Genomic DNA, 18,891 nt, shown 5'->3' on the forward strand with positions numbered 1-18,891 from the left:
CTTCGCGAGCAGGCTCGCTCCCACAGGGGGTATGCATTCCAAATGTGGGAGCGAGCCTGCTCGCGAAGAACGATAACGCGGTCGATCAGACCACCGCCACTTGCTCGCCCCGCGCAATATCCTGCATGAATTTGTCCGCCGGCATCGGATGCCCCAACAGATAACCCTGCAGCGAATCACAACCCAACTGCGTCAGAAACTCCTGCTGCACACCGGTTTCCACGCCTTCAGCGACAATGCGCAAACCGAGCGCCTGCCCCAACGCGACAATCGCCGAGACAATCGCCGCATCATCGCTGTCATGCTCAAGATCGCGCACAAAACCACGGTCGATCTTCAGCTCATTGGCTGGCAAACGCTTGAGGTACATCAGGCTGGAATAACCCGTGCCGAAGTCATCGATCGACAGATCGACGCCCATGTCCGACAACTCCTGCAACACCGTCATGCTCGCATCGGCATCGCTCATGGCCGTGGTCTCGGTGATTTCCAGGGTCAGGCTGTTCGCCGGCAAGTGATGCGTGGCCAACGCCTTGGCCACGCTGCGCACCAGTCCGGCGTGGCAGAACTGCAACGCCGACAGGTTCACCGCGATACGCCAATCGGTGTAACCGAGCACGTACCACTCGCGCATCTGCCGGCAGGCTTCATTGAGCACCCATTCACCGATCGGAATGATCAGCCCGGATTTCTCCGCCAGTTCGATGAACTTGTCCGGCATCAGCATGCCGTGAATCGGATGCTGCCAGCGCAGCAACGCCTCAGCGCCGACCGGACGGCCGTTGGCGGCGTCGAACTTCGGCTGGTAATACAGACTGAACTGGCTGTGTTCCAGCGCCGCGCGCAGGTCTTGCAACAACTGCAACTGCTTGCGCGCGTTGTTGTTCATCGACGCGTCGAAAAAGCTGTAACCATTTTTGCCGCCGCCCTTGGCGTGGTACATCGCCGCGTCAGCGTTCATCAGCAGTTCCTGCGCGTTCTGGCCATTGCCCGGATACAGGGCGATGCCGACACTGGCGGAGATCTGCAAGTCATGCTCGGCGACACGGAATGATTGTGCGATCAGGCCGACCTGACGTGCCGCCAGCCCCAGTGCGTCATTGGGTTCGGTCAGACGCACCAGCAACACGAATTCATCGCCACCGATGCGCGCCAGTGTGTCGGGGCCGCGCAAGTCTTCACGCAGACGCAACCCCACTTCACGCAACAACTGGTCACCCATGTGGTGACCGAACGCATCGTTGACCGGTTTGAAGCCGTCCAGATCGATGAACATCAAGGCAAAACAGCCGCCCTGCTCGTGGACCTTCTTCATTGCCTGATTGATGCGGTCGTCCAGCAGCATGCGGTTCGGCAGGCCGGTCAGGGTGTCGTGCAGGGCCAGTTGCGTGAGTTCACGGTTGGCCACGGTCAATGAGTGCGCCAGATCAGCGGTGCGCGCTTCCAGGCGTGCGTCGAGAATCGATGTGAGCAAGGCAATCGACAGCACTGCCAACGTAGTGATCAACACCAGACTGTCGAGGCCGTTGCCCTTCAAGCCATTGACGGTGGCACCGCAGAAACTGCCATCAGGGAATTGCGCGGCGGCCATGCCGGTGTAATGCATGCCGACAATGGCGATGCCCATGATGATCGCCGCCCCGCCCCGGATCAGCCGCACATAAGGCGAATGCTGACGCAGGCGGAAAGCGATCCACAGTGCCGCCGCCGAGGCGCCGACGGCAATCAGCAACGAAGCGCCAAACAGCGTTGGGTCGTAGTCGATCCCCGGGGTCATGCGCATCGCCGCCATGCCGGTGTAATGCATGGCACTGATCCCGGTGCCCATGATCAGCGCACCGAACGCCAGTTGCAGAATCGGCAGTTTCGGCTGGCTGACCAGCCACAAGGCGAACCCGCAGGACAACACGGCAATCAGCAGTGACAGCGCGGTCAGGGTGATGTCGTAGCCCAGATCGATCGGCAGCTTGAAGGCGAGCATGCCAATGAAGTGCATCGACCACACGCCGACACCCATGGCAAATGCACCTCCGGCCGTCCAGAAATGCACCGCACGACCCTTGGCCGTGGCAATGCGACCGGTGAGGTCGAGGGCAGTGTACGAAGCGAGAATCGCCACACACAACGAAATGAAAACCAGCGTGGAGGAATAACTACCGATGAGCATGGGAATTCTCGTGGCCACCCAACGCGGATTGCGTCCGTTCCCGGTCGGGCAAATGCGGCGATTGTACTGATTGCACCGAAGAACGCACTGACAAAGTAAGCAATTGGCCATCAAGCCGATGAAACGCTTGTTCGATCGTCCGACAAGGCTCTGGAATGGGCTTTTCTGCAACTGGCGCGCTTACTGTGGGAGCGAGCTTGCTCGCGAATAGGCCCTTCGATTCGAAACAATAAGTGAATGCAAGGACGCCTTCGCGAGCAAGCTCGCTCCCACAGGTTGTTGATCAAGGCGTGATTTATTGGGCGTCACTGACATCCAGTTGCCCGTCCCAGCCACCGCCCAGTGCCGCAATCAGTTGCACGCTGGCGATCAGACGGCTTTGCAGAATGTTCAGCACGCTGCGCTCGTTGCTCAGTGCCGTGGCTTGCACCACGACTACATCGATGTAGGCGATCAATCCGGCCTTGTACTGGTTTTCCGTCAGGCGCAGAGAATCCCGGGCCGCATCCAGCGCTTCCTGGCGCACCGCCGCTTCGTCCTCATACACCTTCAACTGCACCAGATAGTTTTCCACTTCGCGGAAACCGTCGAGCACGGTTTGCCGGTACTTGGCCACGGTCTGGTCGTAGACCGCTTCAGTGCGGTCGACTTCGGCCGAACGGATGCCGCCATCGAAAATCGGCAACGACAGTTTCGGCCCGACCGACCAGAAACGGTTCGGCAGGCTGATCAGGTTCTGCGAAGTACTGCTGCTGTAGCCGCCGCTCAGACTCAAGCTCAGATCCGGGTAATACGCCGCTTTGGCCACGCCGATGTTGGCGTTGGCAGCGATCACCGAACGCTCCGCCGAGGCGATGTCCGGGCGCCGCTCCAGCAACTGCGAGGGCAAGCTCAATGGCACTTGCGGCAGCTTGGGAATGGTCTGCACTTCGGCAATATTGAAATCTGCCGGGGCTTGCCCGGTGAGCACCGCAATCGCATTTTCGAATTGCGCGCGCTGCCAGATCAGGTCGACCAGATCGGCCTGGGTGCTTTTCAGTTGCGTCTGCGCCTGTGCTACCGCATCGCGCCCGGAAACCCCGGCGCGGTACTGGTTCTGAGTCATTTTCAGCGAGCGTTCGTAGGCGGCAACCGTGGCTTCGAGCAGACGTTTCTGCTGATCGATCACCCGCAATTGCAGGTAGTTCTGCACCAGTTCCGATTGCTGGCTCAGACGCATGGCGGCCAGGTCGGCAAAGCTGGCCTGGGCACTGGCCTCATCGGCTTCCAGTCCACGGCGCAGCTTGCCCCACACGTCAGCTTCCCAACTGACGCCCAGTTCGGCGTTATAGGTGTCGCGGATACCGCTGGACGAACTGCTCAGACTCGAACTGCTGCTGCCGGTGCCCTGACTGGAGCGGGTCTTGCCCAGGCTCAGGTCAACGCTGGGATAGAACGCCCCGCGAGCACTGCGCACCAAGGCCTGGGCCTGACGGTACTGGGCTTCCGATTGCGCGACTGTCTGGTTGGCGTTGTTGAGCTTTTCGATCAACCCGTTGAGCTGCTGATCGCCATACAGTTCCCACCAGGCACCACGGGCCAGCGAATCGCTCGGGTTGGCCTGGGTCCAGCCTTCGGCTTGCTTGTACTGAGCGATTTCAGCGGTTTGCGGGCGTTGGTAATCCGGGCCGACAGCGCAGGCACTGAGCATCGCCACGCACAGCGACAGGCTCAGCAGACGCGAGCCTCGAACAGTGGCCAGATTGAAAAGCGAACGGTCAGTCATAGCGGAGTTTCCAGAGCGGCGTCAGTACGCACGCCACGCCATTTGTTGAAACGATGGCGCAGCTTGTCGAGATAGAGGTAAACCACAGGGGTGGTGTAAAGCGTCAGCACCTGGCTGAAAATCAGCCCGCCGATGATCGTCAAACCGAGCGGCTGGCGCATTTCCGCACCTTCGGCCCGGCTGAGCAGCAACGGCAAGGCACCGAGAATCGCCGCCAGCGTGGTCATCAGAATCGGGCGCAGACGTTGCAGGCAGGCGCTGCGGATCGATTCCAGCGGCGACAGGCCCTGATGCCGTTCCAGTTGCAGCGCAAGGTCGATCATCAGAATGGCGTTTTTCTTCACCACCCCAATCAGCAGGAACAACCCGAGCAACGAGATCAGGCTGAACTCGCCGCCCAGCGCATAGATCGACAGCAACGCGCCGACACCGGCCGACGGCAGGGTCGACAGGATCGTCAGCGGATGGATGTAGCTTTCATACAGCACGCCCAACACCAGATACACCGCCAGCAACGCCCCGAGAATCATGAACGGCTGGCTTTTCTGCGTCGCGGCAAAGGCGTCGGCGGTGCCGGCCATTTTCGCGATCACGTCTTCCGGCAGGCCGAGTTTTGCAATCGCCCGCTCGATGGCGGCACTGCCCTGCTCCACCGTCACGCCTTCAGCCATGTCGAAGGAAATGTCTTCGGAGGCGAACTGGCCTTCGTGGCTGACGCGGTCATCTTCCAGGCTGCTCTCATAATGAGCGATCGTCGACAGCGGCACCCGCGCACCGTCAGCGGTGATCACCTGCACTTGCTTGAGCGTCACCGGGTCCTGAGCGTATTTCGGGTTGACCTCCATGACCACTTGATACTGGTTGAGGCTGTCATAGATCGTCGAAATCTGCCGCTGGCTGTAGGCGTTGTTCAGCACGGCGGTGACCATGTTCATGTCGATCCCCAAACGCTTGGCCTGATCACGATCGACAATCAGTGTCACTTGCTGGGCCCCCTTGCCTTCACGCGCGTCGATCGCCGTCAGCTCGGGCAACGCACGCAGCGCCGCCACAACTTTCGGGTACCACTCGCGCAGTGAACCGAGGTCGCCACTTTGCAGGATATAGCTGTATTGCGACGTGGTCTGCTCGCGACCACCGCCAAATTGCAGGTCCTGATCCGCCATCAGCATCAGTTGCGCACCGGAAACCTTGGGCATTTCCTTGCGCAGGCGCTCGATGACTTTCTGTGCGTTGAGCTGACGCTCTTTGATCGGTTTCAGACGAACCAGCATGAAAGCGTTGTTGGTGCCGTTGGTGCCGCCGATGAAACCGGCGACACTTTCCACCGCTTCGTCCTTGAGCACGGCGCGGCGGAAGATTTCCATTTTCGGTTGCATCACACTGAACGACAGACCGTCGTCACCGCGCACGAAACCGATCAACTGGCCGGTGTCCTGCTGGGGCATGAAGGTTTTTGGCACCACGACGTACAACGCGACGTTGACGCCCACCGTGATCAGCAGGCTGAGCAAGGTCAGACGCCGGTGGCGCAACACCCAGTCGAGGCTGGTGGCGTATTTGCCGACCATCCAGTCGTTGGTGCGGCGGCTCCAGCGTTGCAGGCGGTTTTCCTGCCCGGGTGTATGCGGTTTCAGCCAACGGGCGCAAAGCATCGGCGTCAACGTCAGCGAGACCACCAGCGACACGACGATGGCTGCGGCCAAGGTGATGGAAAACTCGCGGAACAGGCTTTCGACGATACCGCCCATGAACAGAATCGACAGGAACACCGCCACCAGCGAGACGTTCATCGACAGCAAGGTGAAACCGACTTCCTTGGCCCCGAGGTACGCGGCCTGCATCGGTTTGACGCCTTCGTCGATGTGCCGGGAAATGTTCTCCAGCACCACGATGGCGTCGTCCACCACCAGGCCGGTGGCCAGAATCAGCGCCATCAGCGACAGGTTGTTCAGTGAGAAGCCATAGAGGTACATCACCGCAAAGGTGCCGACCAGCGACACCGGCACGGCCAATGTCGGAATCAGCGAGGCGCGGAAGTTACCGAGGAACAGGAACACCACCAGAATCACCAGCGCCACGGCAATCAGCAGGGTCATCTCTGCTTCGTGCAACGTTGCCTTGATCACCGGCGAACGGTCCATGGCCAGATTCAGCTTCACGCTGGCTGGCAACACCGCTTGCAGGGCCGGCAGTTGCGCCTTGATCTCGTTGACCGTCTCGATGATGTTGGCGCCGGCCTGGCGGTTGATCACCAGCAGCACCGCCGCGTCATCGTTGAAGAAACCGCTGTTGTAACGGTCCTCGACACCGTCACTGACCTTGGCCACGTCCTTGAGGCGCAACGCTGCGCCATCGGCATAGTGGATGATCAGTGATTCGTAATCCTTGGCTTTTTCCAGCTGGTCATTGGCCTGGATCTGCCACAAGCGCTGACCGTCCTCGACTGAACCTTTTGGCCGGCGCACGTTGGCATCGGCGATGGTCTTGCGCACATCGTCGAGCGCCACGCCGTACTGGTTCAGCGCCTGCGGTTCGAGTTCGATACGCACCGCCGGCAGCGAACTGCCGCCGATCTGCACTTCCCCGACGCCCTGCACTTGCGACAGGCTCTGCGAAAGAATGGTCGAAGCCAAATCGTAGAGCTGGCCTTTTTCCAGCACGTCCGAAGTCAGCGACAACACCATGATCGGCGCCTGCGACGGGTTGACCTTTTTGTAGGTCGGCATACTGCGCATGCCACTTGGCAGCAGGTTGCGCGAAGCGTTGATTGCTGCCTGTACTTCCCGCGCGGCACCGTTGATGTCGCGGTCGAGGTCAAATTGCAGAATGACCCGGGTCGAACCCTGACTGGAACGGCTGCTCATGGTGTTGACGCCGGCAATCGCACCGAATGAACGTTCTAGCGGCGTGGCCACGGTGGACGCCATGACCTCCGGGCTGGCACCGGGCAGGCTGGCCTGCACGACGATCACCGGGAAATCCATTTGCGGCAACGGCGCTACTGGCAGCAGACCGAAGCTGACACCACCGAGCAGCATGATCGCCAGGCTCAGCAGCATCGTCGCGACGGGACGCTTGATGAAAGGACCGGAGAGGTTCATCGAACACGAACCCCTGCTCCACCGCCCAACCCTGTGGGAGCGAGCTTGCTCGCGAAGAGGCCGGCACATTCAACATCGTTAGTGACTGACTGACCGCTTTCGCGAGCAAGCTCGCTCCCACAGGTTATGTGGTGATGCAAAGTCATACCGACACCTCTTCAGTGTCCGCATTGGTCTTGCCAAAGCGTCGCCCGAGGCGGTCGAAATACAGGTAGATCACCGGCGTGGTGAACAGCGTCAGCACCTGGCTCACCAGCAGACCGCCGACCATCACCAGACCCAGCGGCTGACGCAATTCAGCCCCGGAACCGGTGGCGAGCATCAACGGCACCGCACCAAACAGCGCTGCCAGCGTGGTCATGAGGATTGGCCGGAAGCGCAGCAGCGCGGCCTGATAGATCGCCTGTTCCGGCGCCATGCCCTGGGTGCGCTCAGCATCGAGGGCGAAGTCGATCATCATGATCGCGTTCTTTTTCACGATACCGATCAACAGGATGATGCCGATTATCGCGATCATGCCCAGGTCATTGCCACTGAGCAGCAACGCCAGCAAAGCGCCGACTGCCGCCGACGGCAAGGTCGACAGAATAGTGATCGGGTGGATGTAGCTCTCGTACAACACGCCCAGCACGATGTACATGGTCACCACCGCCGCCAGAATCAGCAGCAAGGTGCTCGACAACGACGCCTGGAAAGCTTCCGCTGCCCCCTGGAACTGGGTCTGCACGCCGACGGGCATACCGATGTCTTTCTGTACCTGCTCAATGATATCGACCGCATGCCCCAACGCCACGCCGGGTGCGAGGTTGAACGACATCATCACTGCCGGGAACTGGCCGATATGCGTGATCGCCAGTTGCGCCTGACGTTCCTCGATATGGGCCAGACTCGATAGACGTACTTGCGCGTCATCGGTGGTCTTGACGTGAATCTGGTCCAGCGCCTGCGGGCCGATTTTCTCACCGGCCTGGGCCTGCAGCACCACGCGGTACTGGCTGGCCTGGGTGTAAATGGTTGAGATCTGCCGCTGACCAAAGGCGTCGTAGAGCGCATCGGTGATGTTCGCCACCGAGACGCCCAGGCGTGAAGCCGCATCGCGATCGATCACCAGATAGACCTGCAAGCCCTTGTCCTGCAAATCACTGGCGACGTCGGTCAGTTCCGGACGCTGCGCCAGTGCTTCGACCAGTCGGCCGCTCCACTGGCTGAGCAGTTCGGAATCCGGCGAGGACATGCTGAACTGGTATTGCGTGCGGCTGACGCGGTCTTCGATGGTCAGATCCTGCACCGGCTGCATGAACAGGCGGATGCCGACCAGTTTGTCCAGCTGCGGTTGCAGGCGCGCAATCACTTCCGTGGCGCTCAGATCGCGATCGCCATGGGGCTTGAGATTGATCAGCAAACGGCCGCTGTTGAGCGTGGCGTTATCGCCGTCGACACCGATGTAGGACGACAGGCTCTGTACCGCCGGATCTTCCAGAATGATTTTCGCCAGTTCCTGTTGGCGCTCGCCCATGGCCGCAAAGGAAATCGACTGTGGTGCTTCGGAAATGCCCTGAATCACCCCGGTGTCCTGGACCGGGAAGAAGCCTTTGGGCACGACCATATAGAGGAACACGGTCAACGCCAGCGTGCCGATGGCCACCAGCAACGTCAGCGGCTGATGCTTGAGCACCCACTGCAACTTGCGCCCGTAAGCGGCGATCATCCAGTCGATGACCGCGCCACTGGCCCGATAAAAACGGCCCTGCTCGTGTTCTTCGGGTTCACGCTTGAGCAGACGCGCGCACATCATTGGCGTCAGGGTCAGCGAGACCACCAGCGAAATCAGGATCGCCACGGCCAGGGTGATGGCGAATTCACGGAACAGGCGCCCGACCACGTCGGCCATGAACAACAGCGGAATCAGTACTGCGATCAGCGACAGGGTCAGGGAAATCAGGGTGAAGCCGATCTGTTTGGCGCCTTTGAGCGCCGCTTGCATCGGGCTGTCGCCCTCTTCGATGAAACGCGCGATGTTCTCGAGCATGACGATGGCGTCGTCGACCACAAAACCGGTGGCAATGGTCAGGGCCATCAGGGTCAGGTTGTTGACCGAGAAGCCGGCGAGGTACATCACGCCGAAGGTGCCGATCAGCGACAGCGGCACGGCTACCGATGGAATGATCGTGGCGCTGGCGCGTCGCAAGAACAGGAATGTCACCATCACCACCAGAGCGATGGCGATCAGCAGTTCGTGCTGGACGTCGGTGACCGAGGCACGGATGGTTTGCGTACGGTCAGTCAGTACGGTGACATCGAGGCCGGCCGGCAGGTTGTCGGTAATGCTCGGCAGCAGCGCTTTGATGCGGTCGACCACCTCGATCACGTTGGCACCCGGCTGACGCTGGATGTTCAGCAATACCGCCTGATTCTGGTTGGCCCACGCGGCGAGGCGTTCGTTTTCGGCACCATCGACGATTTCCGCCACGTCCTTGAGCCGCAACGGCGCGCCGTTCTTGTAGGCGAGGATCAGGTTGGCGTAATCCTTGGGCGACGTCAGCTGGTCGTTGGCGTCGAGCATCGACACCCGCGTCGGGCCGTCAAAGTTACCTTTCGGCTGGTTGACGTTGGAGGCGCTGATCAAGGTGCGCACGTCCGACAGGTTCAGACTGTTGGCCGCCAGCGCCTCCGGGTTGACCTTGATCCGCACGGCCTGACGCTGACCGCCGGCAATGCTGACCATGCCGACGCCGCTGATCTGGGCGATTTTCTGCGCCATGCGCGTATCGACCAGGTCATTGAGTTTGGGCAGCAACATGGTTTTCGAGGTAATCGCCAGGGTCAGCACCGGGGTGTCCGCCGGGTTGACCTTGTTGTACACCGGTGGCGCCGGCAAATCGGTTGGCAGCAGATTGGTCGCGGCGTTGATCGCGGCCTGCACCTGCTGCTCGGCGACGTCCATGTTGATGTCGAGGCTGAAGCGCAAGGTCAGTACCGAGGCACCGCCGGAGCTGGTCGAAGCCATTTGCGTCAGGCCCGGCATCTGCCCGAACTGGCGTTCGAGCGGCGCGGTCACGGCACTGGTCATCACGTCCGGGCTGGCGCCGGGATACAGGGTCATGACGCGGATGGTCGGGTAATCGACCTGTGGCAGCGCCGATACCGGCAGCAGGCGGTAAGCGATCAGGCCGGCCAGAACAATGGCCAGCATGCTCAGGGTGGTGGCTACCGGTCGGAGGATGAACAGCCGCGAAATGTTCATGCGCCCTTCTTGGCCTTGTCGGTGACAGCAGCATCAGTCGGGGTGGCGGCAGATTTGCCTTGCAGGTGTTCTGTCGGCGTGGTCGGTACTTGATTGCTGTCGTTGACCACTTCCACTTCACTGCCTTCCTTGAGGCGATCGGTGCCTTCCAGCACCACACGGTCGCCGGCAGTCAGGCCTTCAGTGACCACGGTGTTTTCACCATCACTGGCGCCGATCTTCAGTTGGCGAATGGTGACTTTCTTGTCGCCATCCAAGGCATAGACGAAGGTGCCGTTGGTACCGAACTGGATAGCCGCCGACGGTGCCAGCACCACGCCTTTCAGCGTGTCAGCCAACAGGTGAACGTTGACGAACTGGTTGGGGAACAGCGCCTGATCGCGGTTTTCGTAGCGGGCCTTGAACTTCAGGGTGCCGGTGGCAACATCAATCTGGTTGTCGAGGCTTTGCAATACACCGGTGGCTTGTAGCTTGGTGTCCCCGCGATCCCACGCTTCAGCTGGCAGTCTGGCGCCGCTGCGATAGCGGGCAAGCACGGTTTCGAGGCTGTTTTCCGGCAAGGTGAAAGCGACGCTGATCGGTTGTGTCTGGGTGATCACCGCGAGGAACGTGGTGTCGTTGGCGGTGACCAGATTACCGACATCGACCTGACGCAGACCGACGCGACCGGCAATCGGCGCGCGGATCTTGGTGAATTCGAGATTGAGCTTGGCGTCGTTGACTGCGGCCTGGTTGGTCTTGACCGTGCCCAGATACTGGCCGACCAGTGCTTCGGCGGTGTCCAGTGTCTGTTTGGCGATGCTGTCCTCTTTGTACAGACCGCGATAACGCTCGACGTCGACCTGAGCGTTCTTCAGTTGTGCCTGATTCTGCAGCAAGGTGCCTTCGGCCTGCAGCAAGGCGTTCTGGTAGGGGCGCGGGTCGATCTCGGCCAACAGATCGCCGGCCTTGACCATCTGACCTTCTTCGAAATTGATCTTGACCAGCTCACCGCCCACCCGGCTGCGCACATTGATGGTGTTGAGCGCGGTCACCGTGCCCAGCGCCTTGTAATACAGCGGGAAGTCACCGGTGACCGCCGGCGCCACGCGCACCGGAATCGGCCCGGTGCCGCCACCGAAGCCCGGCCGCATCATCCCCGAACGCCCGGTGTGCCCGGCCGCCTTGTCAGCGCCCTCTTTGTGGGCCGAACCGGCGGGCCAGAATTTCCAGCACAAAACGGCGATCACCAACAAGACAAGCAGGCTGATCAGCCAGCGACGGGAGTTACGAGGGGACGATTGCATGGAGTCATTAACCATTGGGCGCGTGGGCTTCTTTTACGGGAGGCTGAACGATAAGCACTGGTGGGGAAATAGCAAAGCAGCTTTACCGGCAATTTACCTTCAACTTACGTTTCAAGGTGTGAGGCAAAACACTGATACACAAATGAAAACGGCCTGGACAGGGCCAGGCCGTTAACAATTGTAAAAGCGCTTACTTGAGAACGGACAGCGCCGCTTCGTAGTTAGGCTCTTCGGCAATTTCCTTGACCAGTTCGCTGTGCAGGACGTTGTCATTTTCGTCCAGAACCACGACGGCGCGAGCGGTCAGGCCTTTCAACGGGCCGTCAGCGATGGCCACGCCGTAGTTCTCGATGAACTCGGCACCGCGCAGGGTCGACAGGTTCTGGACGTTTTCCAGACCTTCGGCGCCGCAGAAACGCGCTTGGGCGAACGGCAGGTCAGCGGAGATGCACAGCACCACGGTGTTAGCCACTTCGCTGGCCTGAGCGTTGAACTTGCGTACCGAAGTGGCGCAGGTCGGGGTGTCAACGCTTGGGAAAATGTTCAGCACTTTGCGCTTGCCGGCAAAGTCTTTCAGGGTGACGTCGGACAGATTGCCGGCAACCAGAGAAAAGGCTGGCGCCTTGGAACCGGCTTGTGGCAACTGGCCGTTGACTTGAACCGGATTGCCTTTAAGGGTGACTTGAGCCATGACTTGAGTCCTTCTGATGTTTTGATTGGAAAGCATGCAAGAGGCGGAAGTTAACCACGAAATTGTCCGACGACCTATGCCCTGTTTGGAAATTGTTGGGGGCCTGCGCGAAAAATTGTATACAAAACCGCCGCCGTTCCAATGTGGGAGCGAGCCTGCTCGCGAAGAGGCCGCCACATCCAACATTTATACAGACTGACCCAGCGCTTTCGCGAGCAGGCTCGCTCCCACATTGGAGTCTCCGGTGTTACTGGAGCAGTTGCAGCATATTCCGATGCCGCGCTGCAAAAATCCGCCGCATATAAGCATCCACCAATAACCGCTCGCTGAACGCTCCACCAATCGCCGCGTACGTCACCCGGTCGGTATAAAGCGTACCGCCCTCTCCCGCGGCTACCCGATGTTCATGACGAAAGGCACGCAGCGGCCCCTTGAGCATTTCATCAATGAAATGTGCCTCACCCACTTCGCGGATCAGCACCGTCCAGGTCGCCGGAATCAGGTTGAACATCCAGTGCCGAAAGCGGAACTGCCGCCCGGCTTCGATACGCAAATTGTTCAGATCGACATCGCCCAGCGGTGTGATGCGCTCCGGGAATATCTTCGGGAAATTCGTCCCGTCCAGACAAAAGTCGAGCACTTCGGCCGGTGTGCGGGCGGGAATCAATGTGCTGAGTTCGAGGATTGGCATGGCCGACACATTCCGTAGGCAGGGATGCTTGTTAAAACGCAGGTCTGCATCTTTTATTTACAAGCCTGTCGATTCAACCCCGGCCCGTTCGACTAAACAACGAATCCCCACAATCCAAGGAGTACCCGCCATGCGATTCATGATCCTTGTCAAAGCCAGCGCCGATTCCGAAGCCGGCATCATGCCCAGCGAAGAGCTGATCACCGCGATGGGCAACTTCAACGAAGAACTGGTCAAGGCCGGCATCCTGATCGATTGCGATGGCCTGCATCCGAGCAGCAAAGGCGCCCGCGTACGTTTCTCCGGGGACAAACGCACGGTCATCGACGGGCCGTTCATCGAGACCAAAGAACTGGTGGCCGGCTACTGGATCTGGGAAGTGAAATCGAAAGAAGAAGCCATCGAATGGGTCAAGCGTTGCCCTAATCCGATGCCGGGCGATTCTGAAATTGAAATCCGCCAGATATTTTCTGCCGAAGACTTCGGTGCCGAGTTCACCCCAGAAGCGCGGGAGCAGGAAGAGCGCGTTCGCGAACAGGCCAAGAAAAACGGCTGAACCGGATATCACATGCAGGAGCTGCCGAAGGCTGCGATCTTTTGATCTTGAAAAGCAAAGTCAAAAGATCACAGCCTCGTTTCACTCGACACCTGCAAAATTGTCAGTCGGGCATCGATCGGATGATGTCGGCCAGATCATCCTTGGTTATTTCATTGGCCTTGATAGCTGCGGCGACATCTGTTTTGGAAAGCGGAAAACGTTTGAAAATTTCTTTCAAGGTTTCCTCATTAACATTGGCCAACCAGAGAGGATCGATCAATGAGCCGCCATACTCAGGTTTCATGGGTACTTCTTCGTGTGCAATTGCGCCTTTATGGTTGAGATAGACCACATAACGGTCATGCCCTTCAGGAAAGCTTTTATCGTGATAAAGCGTGGTACCCAAAGGCAGTACAGAGTAGTTCTCGTCGCCATTTGGCCCTTCAATCAGTAACGCCTCTTTGGTTTTGATCATTTTCATATCGTGTCCCTTCCCGATATCACCAAAAATCAGAAAAGCCAAAAAAGCCGCGTTGACGGATAGAACTGCCACCAGCCATAGGCTAATCCGCCTGTTTGTAACCATATTCCTTATCAAGCCTTTGCTCCTGCAATTGTCACGGTTATGCCCAACCGTCTTTCAAGGGACGCTCTGCGTTCAGCTTGCGAATTTGACGCAGAGCGTCAAGGGCTGCATTCCCACGCTGAGCGTGGGAATGATCATTCAAGAGAGATCAGTTCTTGAGTTCGACGTGATCCAGGGCTTGATTCACCGCAAGCTCACCCAACATGACGACCTGTGCGATACCCAGTGCAGTCTTGCGCTGCGAGGTTTCCAGGGAGGCGGCGAAGTTGATCAGCATTTCGCTGGCCGAGCCTAGGGTTTCGCTGGCGTTGGCGAGCAGGGATTCGGTGTTGTAGCGGGGATTGGCGAGGTACATGGGTTCCGGCTCGTTGGCGCAGGACATGATGCGGGCGGCGGGATTGAGGTAGTAGTCGAGGGCGCGGTCGGCGGCTTCGTGAAGTTTTTTACTGTCGACTGAGGCGTAGGGGGATGTGCTGTCGGCGTCTGATTCTGGGGGGTTGGGTGTTGGCTTTTTCATGGTAGAACTCCACTGGAAAGTTGGAGCTGCCGCATTCGGTTTCCGGACGAAGAGGTGGCAGCTGTACGCAGGTTGGAAACCCGGGCAGCGGCGACCCGGTCGACCCGAAGGTCTCCCGCGCACAGCCGCCATAACGGACTGCACACATTCGAAGTGCGCAAGGATACGTTATGAAAGGCGTGTACGCGCCACTAATACCCGTCGGGGTTTCCAGTCCCGGTCGCTGATTTGGCAGCGACGAGCACAGGCTAGAGACCCGACGTCCGACGGACAACCTGAAAACCTTGTGGGAACGTTCCGCAAATTCCAAACAACGTTTAAACATCCCGAATTGAAATACGCATAGGTAGGAGCTACCGAAGGCTGCGATCTTTTGATCTTGAACTTACAAACAAGATCAAAAGATCGCAACCTTCGGCAGCTCCTACACGGGCAGCAGCCTTTGAGTACACAAAATCACCGTGATCCTGCTCACAAAACCAAAGAATTAATCCATTCGGCTGGCTAACTCCCGATTAGCTGCTAGCGTCATTCAGACGTGTCCTACAGGCTTGATAAGAAAGGGATTACGCCGTAACGGCCAAGATGTGCCGAGTTGTCCATAGGCCACCAGGGAATCGGGGATGATGTTCAATCGAGTGGGGAAGACTCTTTTTCTGGCGAGTTCGCTGGCGGCTGCGTGTGGCGCGCAGGCGGATAACGCCGAGGACTCCAACAAAAGCAACAACCCGTTGAACGTGGCGCCCGGCGCCAATCTGCAGGACTACTACACCCCGAAACTCTACGACAGCAACGCGCACACCAATGACGTGTTGCTGCGTGGCACCCTGCCGATCGCCCCGAACGATTTCATCGGTGTGCCGCAACTGGTTCGCGCCACGCTGCCGATCAGCACCCGCCCCGATCCGCACAACCGTTACAGCACCGGTATCGGCGATCTGAACCTGTTCGATATCTTCATTCTGAAAACCGACGGCGTGCAGTTGGGCATTGGTCCGCTGATCACGGCGCCGACGGCTGAACAGGACGAGCTCGGTACCGGCAAATGGCAAGGCGGCCTGGCTGCGGTAGCAATCGACGCTTCGCCGCGCGGTCTGCTTGGCGCACTGGTGCAATACCAAAGCTCGTTTGCCGGGGACAACGACCGCGCCCACGTCGAGAGCGCCACGATGCAACCGTTCATCATTCATAACCTGGAAAAAGGCTGGTATTTGCGCTCCACCGGCACCTGGACCTTCGACCTGAAAAACGACACCCATTACATCCCGATAGGTCTGGGTGTGGGCAAGGCCTGGAAGTCCGGCAGCAACATCCTCAACGCCTTCGTCGAACCGCAATGGACGGTTGATCGCAAGGGCGATGGCCTGCCGCAATTCACCCTCTATGCCGGCCTCAACGTGACGTTTGGCAAGTAAGGAAATCGCTATGCACGTAGCCCTCAAAGCCGCCGGTTTCAGTTTGATGATGATGTTTGTCAGTTGTGGCGTCGGCGCCCAGGACCTCGATACCCCTATCGGCAAGATCGCTATGGAAGGCGAGCTGCCGAGCCATGAATCGATTGCCAAACTGTACGCCGAACTGGATTTCCAGCAGGCGACCCAGAGTTATCTGTGGGCCTTGCCGCTGGTGTCTTATGCACAGTGGCAGGAAGAGTTTCGCGACAAGCTCGGCGCGCGCAGCGGCGATCTGATGGTACTCAACAGCTACGAAGACAAGCTTGGGGTGATCACTGCCAACGCCACTACCCCCTACATTCTCGGCTTCGTCGATCTGAGTGAAACCGGGCCACTGGTGATCGAGTTGCCGCCGGGGCCGACCGCTGGCGGCATCGGTGATTTCTGGCAGCGGGCGATCATCGACATGGGGCAGACCGGCCCCGATAAGGGTCAGGGCGGCAAATACCTGGTGCTGCCACCCGGAGCCGAACCACCGGCAGATGCCGGCCGGTACTACCTGGCGAAATCGGAAACCATGAACGTGCTGGTGGGTTTCCGTGTGCTCGATCCGGACCCGGCCAAGGGCAAGGCACTGGTCGAGAAGTTCAAGATGTACCCGTACGCCCAACGCAATAAGCCGGGCGACACTCGCCTGCTTTCGCCGCAAGGCAAACCTTGGTCCGGCACGCAACCTCAAGGCATCGCCTACTGGGAACGCCTGCACCAGATCATTCAGAAAGAACCGGTCAACGAGCGTGACCGGTTCTACATGGCGATGCTTGCCAGCCTCGGTATCGAAAAGGACAAACCCTTCAACCCCAATACCCATCAACGTCAGGCCCTTGAGCAAGGTGCGCAGGTCGGCGAACTGATTGCCAAGGCCAACACCTTCGCCAAGCGTTTTCCTGACGCTCAGTATTGGCCCGACCGGCACTGGGACACGGTGCTGAACATCGCCGAGCCATCACAACGCGTGGCCTATTACGACCAGTTGTGGGAACGCAGTGCCTGGTTCTACGAGGCGGTCACCAACACCAAGGGCATGGTTTCCAAAACGCCGGGGCTGGGTCAGACCTACCTCGGCGCCTACACCGACGCCAAGGGTGACTGGCTCGACGGTGGCAAGAGCTATCGCCTGCACGTTGGCGCCAACCCGCCGGCCAAACAATTCTGGTCGATGACTGTTTACGACATCACCAGCCGCGGCTTGATCGACAATCCGCAGCGCAAGGCCGACCTTTCTTCGCGTCAGGATTTGCAGAAGAACCCCGACGGTTCGGTGGATCTGTACTTCGGCCCGACCGCACCCAAGGGCCTGGAAAGCAACTGGGTGCAAACCCTGCCCGGCAAACACTGGTTCAGTTATTTCCGTCTGTACGCGCCGACTGAAGCGTATTTCGACAAGAGCTGGAAACTCGACGACATCACGCTCGCGCAATAAATAAGGACGCACCATGCACACACGCAATCTGTTGCTGACCGGCCTGACCCTTACGCTGAGCACCAGCGTCCTGGCCGATTTCAGCGCCAGCCCTGACGAAGCCCAGGGCATTGCCAAGGAAGCCTATCTGTATGGCTTCCCGGTGGTGGAGATGTACAAAACCCTCTACACCCAGGCCATCGACAGTAAAAGCCCCAACTACAAGGCGCCGCTGAACCAGATCGGCAACACGGCGAAGGCGTTCACCGCCAAGGACACCGCGTTTGTCACGCCCAACGCCGACACGCCCTACTCCTTCGTCTGGATGGACTTGCGCACCGAGCCGCTGATCCTGACGCTGCCGCCGATCGAAGAACACCGTTATTACTCGGTGCAACTGATCGACGCCTACACGCAGAATTTCGCCTATCTGGGCACTCGCAGCACGGGTAACAACGGTGGGCATTTCATGATTGCCGGGCCTGACTGGCAAGGTCAGCAACCGGTCAACATCGACCGCCTGCTGCGCAGCGAAAGCAACATCACCTACGCGCTGTACCGCACGCAGTTGTTCGATGAAAAGGACCTGGCCAAGGTCAAGCAGATCCAGAAAGGCTACAAAGTAGAAACCCTCAGCCACTACCTCAAACAAAAAGCCCCGGTCCCGGCACCCAAGGTCAACTGGCCGAAACCCACGCCGACCATGAGCGAAACCCCGGAGCTGTTTCGTTACCTGAATTTCATGCTGGCGTTCACGCCGCCGCAGGATGTCGAGAAGGATCTGCTCGCACGCTTCGGCAAAATCGGCATCGGCGCTGGCCAGCCGTTCGACCTGAAGAAACTCTCAGCCGAGCAGCGCAAAGCGCTCGAAGACGGCATCAGCGATGCCAAAGGCGAATTTGCCGCGTTCAAAAAGGACAAGGTCGACACCCATCAAGTGACCAGCGGGGATTTCTTCGGCACCCGCGATCACCTCAAGGGCAATTACCTGTACCGCTACGCCGGCGCCAACATGGGCATCTTTGGCAACTCCGCTGAAGAAGCGAACTACATCGGCTACTTCGTCGACAAGGACGGCCAGCCAGCCGACGCCTCGAAACACGATTACACCCTGCATTTCGACAAAGGCGCCCTGCCCCCGGCCGACGCGTTCTGGTCGCTGACGATGTATGACGGCAAGAACAAATTGCTGGTGGCCAACCCGCTGAATCGCTACCTGATCAACTCGCGAATGCTACCGGACCTTGCGCTCGATGCCGACGGTGGCCTGACCCTCTACGTGCAGCACAACAATCCCGGCAAGGACAAACAGGCCAACTGGCTGCCAGCACCCAACGGGTCGTTCTACGGGATCCTGCGTCTTTATCTGCCAAAACCGGAAGTGGCCAGCGGCGAATGGAAAATGCCGCCACTGATCCCGGTCAACTCAAAACAATAAGCGGAGTC

General features: G+C 59.1%; 13 protein-coding genes. 4 read left to right on the plus strand and 9 right to left on the minus strand.

Going from position 1 to position 18,891, the window contains the following annotated elements; genetic code table 11:
• Positions 1–85: 85 nt before the first annotated feature.
• From ACZ0A4_RS09810 to ACZ0A4_RS09840, 7 genes are all read right to left on the minus strand, one after another.
• Entirely contained in the window at positions 86–2,167 is a 2,082-nt protein-coding gene (locus ACZ0A4_RS09810; protein ID WP_463574366.1) for a putative bifunctional diguanylate cyclase/phosphodiesterase, read from the minus strand.
• A 295-nt stretch (positions 2,168–2,462) separates the two neighbouring features.
• Positions 2,463–3,932: an efflux transporter outer membrane subunit gene (locus tag ACZ0A4_RS09815; protein ID WP_141129291.1), complete on the minus strand. Its 1,470-nt coding sequence runs from the start codon at positions 3,930–3,932 to the stop codon at positions 2,463–2,465.
• Entirely contained in the window at positions 3,929–7,036 is a 3,108-nt protein-coding gene (locus tag ACZ0A4_RS09820) for an efflux RND transporter permease subunit (RefSeq protein ID WP_463574368.1), read from the minus strand. Before ACZ0A4_RS09820 ends, ACZ0A4_RS09815 begins: the two co-directional genes overlap by 4 nt.
• Before the next feature lie 142 nt (positions 7,037–7,178).
• Positions 7,179–10,280, minus strand: a complete 3,102-nt coding sequence (locus tag ACZ0A4_RS09825; protein WP_463574370.1) for an MdtB/MuxB family multidrug efflux RND transporter permease subunit — start codon at positions 10,278–10,280, stop codon at positions 7,179–7,181.
• Positions 10,277–11,581, minus strand: coding sequence for an MdtA/MuxA family multidrug efflux RND transporter periplasmic adaptor subunit (locus ACZ0A4_RS09830; protein ID WP_463574371.1), 1,305 nt, complete (start codon positions 11,579–11,581; stop codon positions 10,277–10,279). The genes ACZ0A4_RS09825 and ACZ0A4_RS09830 overlap by 4 nt, the downstream gene beginning before the upstream one ends.
• 175 nt (positions 11,582–11,756) lie before the next feature.
• Positions 11,757–12,257 (minus strand): thiol peroxidase, encoded by a 501-nt coding sequence (tpx, locus tag ACZ0A4_RS09835; protein WP_194935989.1) that lies wholly within the window; start codon positions 12,255–12,257, stop codon positions 11,757–11,759.
• Between the two features lie 247 nt (positions 12,258–12,504).
• On the minus strand, positions 12,505–12,948 hold the full coding sequence (locus ACZ0A4_RS09840; RefSeq protein ID WP_463574372.1) for an SRPBCC family protein: 444 nt from the start codon (positions 12,946–12,948) through the stop codon (positions 12,505–12,507).
• 130 nt (positions 12,949–13,078) lie between these two features.
• Between ACZ0A4_RS09840 and ACZ0A4_RS09845 the strand changes: the two genes are divergently transcribed.
• Positions 13,079–13,504, plus strand: a complete 426-nt coding sequence (locus ACZ0A4_RS09845) for a YciI family protein (protein WP_242208002.1) — start codon at positions 13,079–13,081, stop codon at positions 13,502–13,504.
• A gap of 103 nt (positions 13,505–13,607) precedes the next feature.
• Here the strand turns inward: ACZ0A4_RS09845 and ACZ0A4_RS09850 are convergent, their stop codons facing one another.
• Both ACZ0A4_RS09850 and ACZ0A4_RS09855 read right to left on the minus strand, forming a co-directional pair.
• Positions 13,608–13,967 (minus strand): hypothetical protein, encoded by a 360-nt coding sequence (locus tag ACZ0A4_RS09850; protein WP_463574373.1) that lies wholly within the window; start codon positions 13,965–13,967, stop codon positions 13,608–13,610.
• 253 nt (positions 13,968–14,220) lie between these two features.
• Complete coding sequence (locus ACZ0A4_RS09855; protein WP_463396394.1) at positions 14,221–14,589, minus strand: DUF6124 family protein; 369 nt, start codon at positions 14,587–14,589, stop codon at positions 14,221–14,223.
• A gap of 626 nt (positions 14,590–15,215) precedes the next feature.
• Here ACZ0A4_RS09855 and ACZ0A4_RS09860 point away from each other — a divergent pair.
• From ACZ0A4_RS09860 to ACZ0A4_RS09870, 3 genes are read left to right on the plus strand one after another with little or no spacing between them, the layout of a single operon-like run.
• Positions 15,216–16,004 carry a hypothetical protein gene (locus ACZ0A4_RS09860; RefSeq protein WP_463398652.1) on the plus strand — a complete coding sequence of 263 codons (789 nt, stop codon included), beginning with the start codon at positions 15,216–15,218 and terminating at the stop codon, positions 16,002–16,004.
• 10 nt (positions 16,005–16,014) lie between these two features.
• A complete protein-coding gene (locus ACZ0A4_RS09865; protein WP_463558424.1) occupies positions 16,015–17,466 on the plus strand; it encodes a DUF1254 domain-containing protein in 1,452 nt (483 codons plus the stop codon).
• Positions 17,467–17,479: 13 nt separating this feature from the next.
• Complete coding sequence (locus tag ACZ0A4_RS09870; RefSeq protein ID WP_463574374.1) at positions 17,480–18,883, plus strand: DUF1254 domain-containing protein; 1,404 nt, start codon at positions 17,480–17,482, stop codon at positions 18,881–18,883.
• Positions 18,884–18,891: the final 8 nt, after the last annotated feature.

It is taken from the genome of Pseudomonas sp. AC172, assembly GCF_979258595.1.